At 63.4% G+C, this 12,983-nt stretch carries 7 protein-coding genes; 5 read left to right on the top strand and 2 right to left on the bottom strand.

Features of this window, described 5'->3' with window-relative positions; all coding sequences use genetic code 11:
- Window positions 1–6 precede the first annotated feature (6 nt).
- From AC07SI_RS10990 to AC07SI_RS11010, 5 genes are all read left to right on the top strand, one after another.
- Window positions 7–774: a DeoR/GlpR family DNA-binding transcription regulator gene (locus AC07SI_RS10990; protein WP_028618576.1), complete on the top strand. Its 768-nt coding sequence runs from the start codon at window positions 7–9 to the stop codon at window positions 772–774.
- 10 nt (window positions 775–784) lie between these two features.
- Window positions 785–2,617, top strand: a complete 1,833-nt coding sequence (glmS, locus tag AC07SI_RS10995; protein WP_065902670.1) for a glutamine--fructose-6-phosphate transaminase (isomerizing) — start codon at window positions 785–787, stop codon at window positions 2,615–2,617.
- A 60-nt stretch (window positions 2,618–2,677) separates the two neighbouring features.
- Entirely contained in the window at window positions 2,678–3,043 is a 366-nt protein-coding gene (locus tag AC07SI_RS11000; RefSeq protein ID WP_495005722.1) for an avidin-fold protein, read from the top strand.
- Window positions 3,044–3,143: 100 nt separating this feature from the next.
- On the top strand, window positions 3,144–3,725 hold the full coding sequence (locus tag AC07SI_RS11005; protein WP_106805580.1) for a LemA family protein: 582 nt from the start codon (window positions 3,144–3,146) through the stop codon (window positions 3,723–3,725).
- Window positions 3,722–4,888 carry a hypothetical protein gene (locus AC07SI_RS11010; protein ID WP_495005723.1) on the top strand — a complete coding sequence of 389 codons (1,167 nt, stop codon included), beginning with the start codon at window positions 3,722–3,724 and terminating at the stop codon, window positions 4,886–4,888. Before AC07SI_RS11005 ends, AC07SI_RS11010 begins: the two co-directional genes overlap by 4 nt.
- Here AC07SI_RS11010 and pbpC read toward each other — a convergent pair whose 3' ends face one another.
- Complete coding sequence (gene pbpC, locus AC07SI_RS11015) at window positions 4,889–7,186, bottom strand: penicillin-binding protein 1C (protein ID WP_495005724.1); 2,298 nt, start codon at window positions 7,184–7,186, stop codon at window positions 4,889–4,891.
- Window positions 7,167–12,971, bottom strand: a complete 5,805-nt coding sequence (locus tag AC07SI_RS11020; protein WP_495005725.1) for an MG2 domain-containing protein — start codon at window positions 12,969–12,971, stop codon at window positions 7,167–7,169. The genes pbpC and AC07SI_RS11020 overlap by 20 nt, the downstream gene beginning before the upstream one ends.
- Between the last annotated feature and the right edge of the window lie 12 nt (window positions 12,972–12,983).

Consider the following 12,983-nt stretch of genomic DNA (forward strand, 5'->3'; position numbering starts at 1 on the left):
ATCACCATGTCGAAACGAAATACACCCCAACGACGCCACAACATCCTGACCTTGCTCAATGAACAGGGCGAAGTCAGCGTGGACGAATTGGCGAAGCGTTTCGAAACGTCGGAAGTGACCATCCGCAAGGACCTCGCAGCCCTCGAAAGCAACGGCCTGCTACTGCGCCGCTACGGTGGCGCGATCACCATGCCGCAGGAACTGGTGGGCGACGCCGCCCAACCCATCTCGGTTTACAAGCGCGCCATCGCGCGGGCCGCCGTGATGCGTTTGCGTGAGCACGCCCGCATCATCATCGACAGCGGCAGCACGACGGCGGCCATGATCCCCGAACTGGGCCACCAGCCCGGCCTGGTAGTGATGACCAACTCCCTGCACGTGGCCCGCGCCTTGAGCGAACTGGAACACGAGCCGGTGCTGTTGATGACCGGCGGCACCTGGGACCCGCATTCGGACTCATTCCAGGGCCAGGTTGCCGAGCAGGTGCTGCGGTCCTACGACTTTGACCAGTTGTTCATCGGCGCCGATGGCATCGACCTGGAACGCGGTACCACTACCTTCAACGAATTGTTGGGCCTGAGCCGCGTGATGGCCGAGGTCGCCCGTGAAGTGGTGGTGATGGTCGAATCCGACAAGATCGGCCGCAAGATTCCCAACCTGGAACTGCCCTGGAGCAGCGTCCATACCCTTATTACCGATGATCGCCTGCCGCTTGAGGCCCGCGACCAGATCCAAGCCCGCGGCATTACGCTGATATGCGCGGCAATCATCTAGGAGAAATACCATGTGTGGAATTGTAGGCGCAGTCGCTGAACGCAACGTCACCGCCATCCTGCTTGAAGGTCTCAAGCGCCTGGAATACCGCGGCTATGACAGCGCCGGTGTGGCGGTCTTCACCAACGCCGGCAAGCTTGAGCGCATGCGCCGCCCGGGCAAGGTCGCCGAGCTGGAGCAAGCCCTGCTCGGCGAGCCGCTGGTCGGTCGCCTGGGGATTGCCCACACCCGCTGGGCCACCCACGGTGCGCCGTGCGAACGCAATGCCCACCCGCACTTCTCCGGTGACTTGGCCGTGGTGCACAACGGCATCATCGAAAACCACGAAGTACTGCGCGAACAACTCAAGGGCCTCGGCTACGTGTTCACCTCGGACACCGATACCGAAGTCATCGCCCACCTGCTCAACCACAAGCTCAAGGACCACAGCGACCTGACCACCGCCCTCAAGGCCACGGTCAAGGAACTGCATGGCGCCTACGGCCTGGCGGTGATCAGCGCCAGCCAACCGGACCGTGTGGTGGCCGCTCGCAGTGGTAGCCCGCTGGTGATCGGCCTGGGCCTGGGTGAGAACTTCCTCGCGTCCGACCAACTGGCCCTGCGCCAGGTCACTGACCGCTTCATGTACCTGGAAGAAGGCGATATCGCCGACATCCGGCGTGAAAGCGTGTCGATCTGGGACGTCGACGGCAACCCCGTCGAGCGCGAAGCCGTGCAATACCGTGATGGCGCGGAAGCCGCCGACAAGGGCGAGTTTCGCCACTTCATGCTCAAGGAAATCCACGAGCAGCCTTCGGTGGTGCAGCGCACCCTGGAAGGTCGCCTGAGCCAGAACCAGGTGCTGGTCAACGCGTTCGGCCCGCAAGCTGCCGAGCTGTTCGCCAAAGTGCGCAATGTGCAGATCGTCGCCTGCGGCACCAGCTACCACGCCGGCATGGTTGCGCGTTACTGGCTCGAAGAGCTGGCCGGCATCCCGTGCCAGGTCGAAGTCGCCAGCGAGTTCCGCTACCGCAAGGTGGTGGTGCAGCCTGACACCCTGTTCGTGACCATCTCGCAGTCCGGCGAAACCGCCGACACCCTGGCCGCCCTGCGCAACGCCAAGGAATTGGGCTTCCTCGCAAGCCTGGCGATCTGCAACGTCAGCATCAGCTCGCTGGTGCGCGAATCCGACCTGACCCTGCTGACCCAGGCTGGTCGCGAAATCGGCGTAGCCTCCACCAAAGCCTTCACCACCCAACTGGTCGGCTTGTTGCTGCTCACTCTGTCCCTGGGCCAGGTTCGCGGCACATTGGCCGCCGGTGTCGAAGCCACCCTGGTAGAAGAACTGCGTCGCCTGCCGACCCGCCTGGGTGAAGCCCTGGCCATGGACAGCACAGTGGAAAAAGTCGCCGAACTGTTCGCCGACAAGAACCACACCCTGTTCCTCGGCCGTGGCGCGCAATACCCGGTGGCGATGGAAGGCTCGCTGAAGCTCAAGGAAATCTCCTACATCCACGCCGAAGCCTACCCGGCCGGTGAATTGAAGCACGGTCCACTGGCCCTGGTGGATGACGACATGCCGGTGGTGACCGTCGCGCCGAACAACGAGCTGTTGGAAAAGCTCAAATCCAACCTGCAGGAAGTGCGCGCCCGTGGCGGCCAGTTGATCGTGTTCGCCGATGAGAAAGCCGGCATGGTCAACGGTGAAGGCACCCACGTCATCAACATGCCGCACATCCACGACACGCTGTCGCCGATTCTCTACACCATCCCGTTGCAGCTGCTGTCGTACTACGTCGCCGTGCTCAAGGGCACCGACGTCGACCAGCCGCGCAACTTGGCGAAGTCGGTGACCGTGGAGTAAGACGCCATACCCTGGAGGCCCGCCCGGGTCTCCAGGTCCCCGCGAAAGGATGCGACCTCGATGCACACGCCCTCCCAGATCCATCCACGTCTGCACAACCGGCGATTCACTGTCGCCAACAACGCCCAAGGGCTGTCGGGTACGGGTACGGTGTTTCATTACCTTGTCGAAGGTGATGCCATCTCCGGCACCTACCAAGGCGGTCGCATCCGGCTGGGTACGCAAGTGGGACGCGTGACAGGCCCGGATACCATCGAGTTGCTGTATCAGTGCCTGACGCTGGACGGTCAGCTGCTGTCCGGTTGGTCGCGTGGGACGGTCGGTGTAGACCCTGTCGGACGCACTACGCTGAGCTTCGAGTGGGGCTGGTTGTCAGGTGCCGCTGGCGGTGGCGAGTCGAGCTACGTGGAGCTTTCCTCGGGTTAAGCACCTCTTGTCGGTTCTGTGGGCCAGTGCCCGTCGCGTGACATCGTTTTCCCCCTAGAATGCGACCCTGTGGATAACTCAGCCAGGGAACGCCTTCACCATGAATATCGAACTGCTAATCGCCGGCATCGTTGCGCTGATCATTGTCGTGGGCGTCGTGGGCTGGATGGTGGGGGTCTACAACGGGCTGGTGATGCGGCGTAACGATGTGGACAAGGCTTTCGCCAACATCGACGTATTGCTCAAGCAGCGGGCCGATCAGATCCCGGACCTGATGCGCGTGGTCCAGACCGCCATGAACCATGAGAACGCGCTGTTCACCCGCTTGAGCGACGCGCGTACGCAATACCTCAACGCCAGCAGCCTCAACGACAAGGTCGACGCCTCCAACCAGCTCAATGCTGCGCTGAAGTCGGTGATTGCGGTGGCGGAGAACTACCCCGCGCTGATCTCGGGGCCCAACATGGTCGCGTTGCAGCAGGCGATCTCGGCGGTGGAGGAGCGGATTGCCGACCGGCGTGAGTTCTTCAATGAGTCGGTCAACCTCTACAACATCGCCATCGCAGTGTTTCCCGACCTGTTCTTTGCGCGAATGCTCAGTTACCAGCGTATTCCGTTGCTGGCCATCAGTGCTGAAGAAACCCGCTACGAAGGTGTCAAGCTCGAAGTGCCCGGCACATGAAGACCACCCAAGCTGGCGCCATCAAGAAAAAGCAGGCATGGAAAACCCTGCTGGCGCTGCTGATACTCGCAGGCTTTATTGGCTTGATGGTCTATGCGCCGAACATCCTGATCGCGTTGTTTTTCCCGACGTTGATCCTGCTCGGCCTGTTGGCCAGCTTCGGCCCCAGTTTCTACAAGACGGAACAGCGGCTGGCCACCAGCCAGATCCGCTCGCTGGCGATGGGGTTGGTGGAACTGCGCGGCAAGGTGGTTGTGGATAAGCCGCTGGTGTCGCCGGTGTATGGCAAGCCTTGCGCGGGCTACGTGTTGATCATCGAAGACGGCAAGAAGGACGACGACGGGCACTGGAGCTGGAGCCGGGCTTCGGGCGAGGCGCGCTGCAATGACTTCAGCCTGCAGGACGCCAGCGGCGAAATCCGGGTGATTGCCGAGGGCATTGATCTGTTCGGCAACAAGTCGCCTGACGATTACGAGTCGATGGGCAGCTCCCGCCGCCAGGGTGAAATCCTGCTGAGCCAGGACCTTGATGTGATGCTTATCGGCGACGCCTGCGAACGCGACGGCCTGCGCGTGATTGCCCAGGGCAAACAGCCCAAGGCGGTGTTCGGTGTAGCGCTGACTGAGGATGTGGAAAACCGTCGGGTCCTCGCGCCGCTGTGGCGCGCCGCTGGCTTCTACGCGGCCTGCGTGGGGCTGATCGGCGTGGGCATCATGGCCCTCACGCCCGAACACATTGCCCAACTGCATTTGCCGGGGCCGGACACTTATCAACAGATGGCCGAGCTTGGCCCTGTGTATAAATTGCTGGCCTGGTTATATCGCGAGGGCGGTTTCCAGATTCCGTTCATGGCGGCGTTTGGCTTCTTCCTGGCGATGATCGTGGTGCTGATGGCGACCCGCCTGGTGCTGCCCAAGGGCATCCGCATGTCCGTGGGCCGGGTGCTGGGTGCGTGGACCGGGCTGGGCATGGTGATTGGCGGCGTGGTCACCTTGCTGCTGTTCGTGGCCCAGGTGGATACGCTGAAGTTGTTTCTGGTGTGGATGCTGATCTTGGTCGGCACCCTGGTGTTCTCGATCTTCGAGCAGCGCAAGCTGGGCGCGGCGTACAACCATTTTGCCAAACGCGTGGGCAAAGCCAGTTTCGGCGACGAAGACGCCTGATCAGGGCACAAACTCCACTTTTAGCCCGCGGCTCGCGCTGCGGCCCTGATCATCACTGACCCGCAGCCGGTATTCTCCCGACTTGCCCGGTCGCCAATTCAGCGTGGATTGCGGCGGGCCCTGGCCGATCAGGGTCTGGTCGGCGAACCAGTACAGGGTCGCCGCATCGCTGGCGGCGTTGGCGTTCAGTGGGATGCTTTCCTGGGGCTGGGACAGGCGTAACTGGTAGCTCACCTGGGTCAGGGGCGAGCGAATCTGCGGCGCTTCGCTCTGGTCGCTGAGGCGGTTGGGCTGGCAGTTTTTCATCACCGTGGGCGGCGTGCGGCGCGGCAGGCCGGCGGCGCGGTACAGGCGTTGTATGTCGCTGGGCCAGAACTCGAAGACTTCCTCGCGGGTGTACTGCGCCTCGAATGGCGGGCACGCGGCCTTGCCGGTGCGGGTGTCGATCAGCACCGGGCGGTGCAGGTTGGAGACACGTATCGGTGAGACGCCGGGGATGTACCAGGTCTTGCGGGTTTGCGGGCACCAGCGGTTGGGCAGCTCGCCGGAGGCTGCGCACACGTCGATACGCACCAGCCCGGCGGGCGGCTTGTCAGGCTTGATCAGCACATTGGGCAAGGCCAGGGGCAGGGCGTCGGCGATACGGAAGAACAGTGGCGCGGCGGTTTTGGCGCCGATGAACGCCGGGTTCGGCCGCCCATCGAAGTTGCCCACCCATACCACCAGCACATACGGGCCGACCAAACCGGCACTCCAGGCATCGTGAAAGCCCCAGGAGGTGCCGGTTTTCCAGGCGGTGCGCCAATGGCGGCCGGGCAAGCCATCCGGACGCGGATTGCGGCGCAGCATGTCGCGCACCATAAACGCGGCCTGGGGGGTAAGCAGTTGCGCGCCGGTGGTCTGCGGTTGCTCCTGCAGATAGCGCAATGGCCGTAGATGCCCATCGCCGGCCAGCATTACATACAGCCCCGCGAGTTCTTCCGGGGTCATCTCACCGCCACCCAGGGCCAGGGCCAGGCCGTAATGGCTTTCACCCCGCAGGCCCTTGATACCGGCCCGTTGCAACAAGCCATACAGCGAAGGTGACCTCACCTGGCTGGCCAGCCACACCGCCGGGATATTGCGACTACGGATCAAGGCATCCCGCGCCGTCAGCGGCCCGACAAAACTGCCGTCGAAATTTTCCGGCTGGAAGTAGCCAAAATTACTCGGCAGGTCTTTGAGGATGCTCATCGGATGAATCACGCCCTGATCCAGCGCCAGCCCATACAGGAACGGCTTGAGGGTCGAGCCCGGCGAGCGCCGCGCCAGCACGCCGTTGACCTGGCCATGCAGGCTTGTGGATAAGTAATCCGCCGAGCCCACCAGGGCCTTGACGCTCTGGTCGCGGCTGTCGATCAGGATCGCCGTGGCGTTTTCCACCCCGGTGCTGCGGCGCTCGGCGATAAAGCCGGTGATCAAGCGTTCCAGCAATTGCTGAAGTGGCAGGTTAAGGGTGCTGTTCAGCTCATTACCGGTCTGGGATGCCAACAGTTGCTCGCTCAGGTGCGGTGCCAGAAACGGGATCTGCTGGCGGTTGCGCGCTTCCAGGGGCAGGTCGAGTAGACTGGCGTTGCGCGCATCCTGTGGATAAGTTTCGCGCCAGTCGGCCATCAGCCTCAGCCGCGCGTTTTGCAGCGACGGCCCAAAGCGCGCACGCCGCCCCGGTTGCTGGGGGATCACCGCCAACGCCAGGGCTTCGGACAGCGACAACTGCGCCGCCGACTTGCCGAAATAAATCCGGCTGGCCGCCTCGGCGCCTTCAATATTGCCGCCCATCGGTGCCAGGTTCAGGTAAGCCTCGAGGATGTCGTGCTTGCTGTAGCGCGCTTCCAGCCACAGGGCCAGGGCGATCTGCTGCAGTTTGCCCGGTACTTGCCGGGTGTTGAGATCCCACAGGCGCCGCGCCAGTTGCATGCTCAGGGTCGAGCCGCCCTGGCGCTGGCCACCGGTGTAGGTCGCCATGGCCGCGCGCAGCAACGCCGGAGGATTGACCCCCGGGTGCCAGTAGAAATTACGGTCTTCCTTGAGCAGCAGGGCCTCGACCAATGACGGCGACATGCGCTCCAGCGGCAGCCATAAACGGTATTGGCCGTCTTGCGCGAGGGTCATGCGCAACAGCGAGCCGTCGTCGGCCAACACCACCCGTGACGAGGTCACGGCCTGCTCCAGCGGGGCATGGGGCCACAGCCGCAACCCTGCCAGCACCACCGCCGCTGCCAGCAGCGGCGTCAGGCGTTTAAGGCTTGGTAATTTCAAGCTGGCCTACTTTGCCGCGCCCTTGCAGGGTGGTTTCGTACATGCCTTCGGCGTAGGCCGGAGGTGTATTGAAGGTGCCTGCGTTGGTGGCGCGCACGCGGTAAACGAAAGTCCCTACGTCGCGCAGCGCAGTGCCGTACAACACCACCCGATCATCGCGGACATCCACGTACTCCGGCTGCCAGTTACTCAGCTCGGTTTCGCCGATCGGCGCCTGCCAGGTGTCGGCCTCTTCGTCGCTGGCTTCCACGTACTCGGATTCCTCTCCTTCACTTTCCTCGGCACTGGCGGCTTCCGGCTCCGGCGGCAAGTTATACACAGGCTCGACGCCACCCGGCAGCAAGTCGACCACGGCGACTTGCTGCACTTGGTCACGGTCGGTGGCGCGCAGGCGCAAGCGCACCAGGAACTCGTCGCCCACCGCCACTTTGCTCACCGGCTCACCCTTGAGGTCGAGGTATTCGTGGATGATCTCCAGGCCATTGGTGATCGGCTTGAGCTTCGCGCCCTTGTCGAACCCGGCCTCGCTGAGCATGTAGAACGCCGCCGGGCCGTCGGATTTTTCCATCACCAGCTTTTGCGTGGCGCCCGGCACGCCAGCGCGTGGCGGCTGGCCAGCCATTTCCAGCAGTTGTTGCTGCTTGTCGCCCAGCCAGGCGGTGGCCTTGAGGGTCATGTCGCTTTGCGCACGCTGGCCATAGTTGTCCAGAGCGCGCAGCAACAGGGCGGCCGACAGCGAGTTGTAACGTTGCTCGTTGAGGCGCTTGCCGAGTTTATCCAGCAACGCCACCGGCACATCGTCCAGCAGTTCGGGGAAGTGCCGCGCCAGCAGGTGCAGATGCTCGGCGTCATGCACCAGCGGGTCGTAGTACAGGCCATCGCTTTCCCACTTATCCACAAGCGAACGCCATGGGATCTTGCGGAACAACGTATCGGCCTGGCGATCCTGCTTGAGCAGCTTGTAACTGGCGGCCAGGTAAGCGGCGCCGAGGTCGTTCTGCCAGGTGTCCTTGAAGTAGCTTTCGTAGCGTTCGCGGATATCGCTCAAGGCGCCGCTGACGAGAATCCCCTGACGGCTCAGCAGGTAACTGGCGTAGGCACGGTTGCGCAATTCCGACAGGCCTTCGCTCGGGCCGTTGGCCAGGTCTGTCAGATACGCATTCGAGCGCACCAGCAGGTCTTCGGGAACCGGCAGCCCACGTTCCCGGGCTTCGATCAGGAAGTCGGTGGCGTACAGGCTGGCATACGGCGCCACGTCCGGGTTGGCCGCCCACAAACCGAAGCCGCCGGCCTGGTTCTGGCGCTGGCGCAGCATGCGTACCGCGCTGCCGAAGGCCTGTTCGGCCTCTGGTGCATTGCCGCCCCAGATCAATGCCGGCATGGCCTTGGACACCAGTTGCTCGGTGCAGGCATAGCCGTAGTCATCCAGGTAATGCTTGAGGCCGTTGGCCCACACCAATGGCGAGGCCGCCACACCCAATTGCACGTCGCGCAATTGACTGAACAGTTCGCGGGTCGGCTTGAGCTCTTTGCTGGCGCTGTCGAAGCGGCCCAGGCTCAGGGCCACGCGATGCTCGCTCAGTGGGCGGATCGAGGTGGTTTCGGCGACCTGAATACGTTTGCCATCCGGCAGCACCGCGACAAAACGCAGGTCCGCCGAACCGAGGGTGTCGCCGACCTTGATCTTGAACTCGGCGGTGCCTTCCTTGCGCGGTTGCAGGGACAAGGTGCTGCCCTTGTCACCCTGCACCACCAGGCCGGCGCTGGTCTGCACTTCAAACTTAACGTCCGCTGCCGCGTCGAGGTTACTGAACACCCCGGCGCTGACGTTGAACACATCGCCCGGGGCCACGAAGGCCGGCACGTTCGGGCTGATCACAATCGGCCCACGCACCTCGGTGTTGGCCTCGCTGACGCCGACGCTGTCGGCATCCACCGCCACCGCAAACAGGTGCAACTTGCCGTTGAAGCTGTCCGGCACCTGGTAATGCAGCACGGTTTCACCCGCTGGCAGGTCCACCAGGCCCGACCACCAGGCCACTGGCGGCTGGTGTTTGCGCTTGAACGGGTTGAGGTGGTTGGCCAGGGCGCCTTCGGTATCGCCACCCGGCGCTGCCCCACTGAGCAGGCGGCTGAATTCCGGCAGGATCAGGTCAAGGATCTGACTGGTGCCGACCTCCAGCGCCCGCTTCTGGAAGAAGAAGCCCAGCGGGTCCGGCGTCTGGTAGCGCGCCACTTGCAGGATGCCTTCGTCCACCGCGTACACCACCGCGCGGCCCGGACGGTCGGCGTTGACCTTGATGTCCAGGGTCTGCCCCGGTTCGATCTTCGCCGGGCCTTCGACCTTCAGTGCCATGCGCCGCGCATCCAGGTTGATGCTGAAGGGCACCACGCCGTAGGACAGCGGGCTCATATAGACCTCGGACGAACCGATGTCCCGCACGAACTGCACGTTGACGTAGGCATTGCCTTCAAGCCCTGCCGGAACGCGGATATGTTGCACGCTGTTGGTGCTGTCGGCCTTGAACCACTGCTGGGTGTAGACCTTGTCGCGCTCGATGGTGATCAAGCCGGCGCCGGTGTACGGCGCGCGGATGCTGATCGCGATCTCATCGCCGGTGGCGTAGCTGCGTTTATCCAGGCGCAATTGCAGTTCGGCGTTGCGTTCCAGCGAGCGCGAAGTGTTGCCACGGCCGGCCACGCTGTAGTCGATCTGGTTGAGCAGGTTGCCGTTGGCGTCTTTGAGTTGCAGGGTGAAATCACCCGGCGTGCCGGTGTTCAGCGTCTGCTTGGCACCTTCCTGGGTCATCACCAGCGGTGAGGCAGGTTGGCTGATGTTCTTGATGCGCGACTCGTATTTGTAGGTGCCGTTGGACTGTTTCACCAGCACCGACACGTAGCGGTGCTCGACCACTTCGCTGGTCAGGCCGTCCACTGCCAGTGGCGTGAGGTCCGGCGCGACGGCCAGCCATTGCACCTGGCGCGGGGCGTCCTTGGCGACGTACGACAGCGAATCCTGACTTTTCACACCCACCAGGTAGGGCGCGGATGACACCAGCACGGCACTTTGCGCGGCCACGTTGCGGCCGCCTTCAGCCTCGAACACCTGGGTCATCACCTGCAGGCGATAGGTGCTGTTGGCGAAGCGTTGCAGGTTGAGGTCGAGCACGGCCTGGCCGTTGTCGTCGACGGTGGTCTCGGCCAGGTCTTCGGTGCTGGCCTCCTCTAGGGCATCGTTGAGGCGGAAGCGGTAATCGGGGTAACGGTCGAAGGCCGCGAGCGTGGGGCTCAGGGACATTTTCGCGGTGACACGCCGGCCGGATGCCGGGGCACCGAACAAGTGCATCGCAGTGACTTTGGCCACCACCTGGTCAGGTGGGATCCAGCCCTGCACCGGGGTGTCGTGCAGGCTCAGGCTGACCTTCATGCGGTCCGGCTCGAAGTCGCGGACTTTGAAGCTGACACTGCCCAGGTCGGTGCGGGTCTGCTTCTCGCCGATCAGCTGCAAGGTCGCGGTGTAGTCGCCGGCGGGGGCCACTTCGCTGCTGGGGAAATCAAAGGTTTCAAAACCGCTGGCGGACAGCTTCAGCGGCTGGCGAATCACTTCCAGGCCACGCGGGTCGGTGATTTGCAGCTCCACCGGCAGGCCTTGCAGGGCGCCTTTCCAGTTGCCGCTGCGCACGATCATGCCCAGGTGCGCGGTTTCGCCGGGCCGGTACAGCCCACGGTCGGTGAACAGGTAGGCGCTGAGACGATCAACGGCACCGTCTTCTTCCAGACCGCCGACGTCGAAGCGCGATAAATCCAGTTGTTGGGACTGACGGGCAATCGGCAGGAACGACTGGTCATTGCCGCGAGTGACCACATACATCAGCGGCGTTTTCTCACGGCGTAGTTCATCCAGCTTGGCGAAATGCACGTGGCCTTCGGCGTCGGTATGGCCGCTGCTCACCGGCAAACCGTTGCGGCCAATGATGTCGACTTGCGCATCCGCCACCGGCGAACCGCTGCCGATGGACTGCACGTACACATCATGGCTGCCGTCGCTGGAGCGCTTGGCGATGATGCCAAGATCGGTCACCACGATAAAACGCAGATCGCTGGTGCTGCTGCGCTCGTACTCGAATGTGCGTGTTGCCGGGTCATCCTGCGGACTGAGCTTGAGTACGAAAATGCCGCGACGGCCGCCATTGGCGGTGAGGTAGTGGCTGAGATCGACGTTGTCGTAGACAGTTTTCGCAGGGTCCGAGGACGACAGCGGAATATCCAGTGCCTGACGCTCGACCATACGGTCGAAATATTCGTTGCCGAAGTTAGGCCGCGCAAAGCTGCCGCTGCTCTGGTCCACCAGGTGTTGCAATTGGTTGGGCAGCAGGCGGGCGATTTCCACATGCGCGCCGGGCACGCCGCGAGCCATGAAGCCCAGGCGTTTTTCGCCATTGAGGCTGAGCAGCGCGCCGTCGGACAGGAACTGCAAGGTGCGCGGATACGCGGGCATGCTGAGCAGCGACGCTGTCGGATTTTTCGCCAGATAGCCACCGATGGCTTCGAGGTTGGCGGGCACGCGTACATACACGGCGCGACCGGCCGGGGCCTTGAATTTGAAGGCGTGCAGGGTGTTCAACGGTTCGACGCTGGGCACGTGGGTCAAGGTGATTTTGCTGCTGCGGGCGAGCAGGGCGTCGTCGATGTCGTTGCTGTTGTAGGGGCGCGTGTCGTCCTGGGCTTTTTCCGGCAACAGCCAGGCCTGCACCTTACCGGCGATGGTTTCATCGGCTACGGCGCTGGAGCTACTGAACATCAGCACCGGCTCGGGCTCGCCGCGCGCGTTATCCACAAAGCTGACGTCGGCGCCGGTAAAGGTCAGGCGGTAGCGGCCGGGCACGGTGACTTCCGCCACCAGCGCTGCGGCGCTGGCGTTACCGCCGTCGCGCGCCTTGATGCCTTCGTCGAGCTTGGCGCTGACCGGCGTGCTTTCCAGCGGTGTGGCCAGGGCGGCGGAGCGTACGTAGGCGTTGAGTTTTTTCTCGTCGAAGGTGATTTCCGGGCGGTTGGGCAATTGGGCGTCGCGGTAGGCCAGGCCTTTGCCGAGGGTCACCGAGACACGCTTGCGCAGGCTGTCTTCATCAACGGGGTGGGAAAAATGGAAGGTTGCCACCAGCTGTTTCAGCGTCGGGTTGGACGGGTCCTGGTACAGCTCGTTTTGCGCCAGGGTGGCGCGGAACGGTTGGGTGGAAAACTGGCTGCTGTATTGGCTGAGGAGCACGCCATCGGCCAGCAGGTTTTTCTTGGCCAGGTCGAGGGTGTAATGGGCGTCTACCGGCCAGTCCTTTTCCGGCACGAACAGCAAGGTGCGGTCATCGGACCAGCGCCAGGCACCGGCCACGGAGGGGTTCAGGGTGATGCCTTCGGTCACCGGCTTGCCAATGGCGGCCAGCGGGGCCACGGATTCGGCGAAGCGTACTTGCAGGTTATCCACAACCGGCGGCTGCTGGGTGTAGTCGGTCAGGTTGGGCTTGTGCAGCGAATACCCCACGGTGTGGGGCTGCGGCAGGTTGGAATACCAGTGCCAGCCGTAGAACCCCGCGGCCGCCAGCAACACCAGGCCCACTAGGCCGGCGCCGGCCTGACGCGGATAGGCACGCGCCTTGTGCCCCAGGTTCGCCACGCCACGGCCGATCGCACGGAGCCAGAGCGGCGGATGCCATTGGCCGAAAACGGCCCCCACCACAGTCAACAACACAGCGCTGATACGGCGGCTGATCGCTTTGAACGAATCGAACATGGTGAGCATCCC

Source organism: Pseudomonas sp. GW821-FHT05D12 (assembly GCF_059419825.1).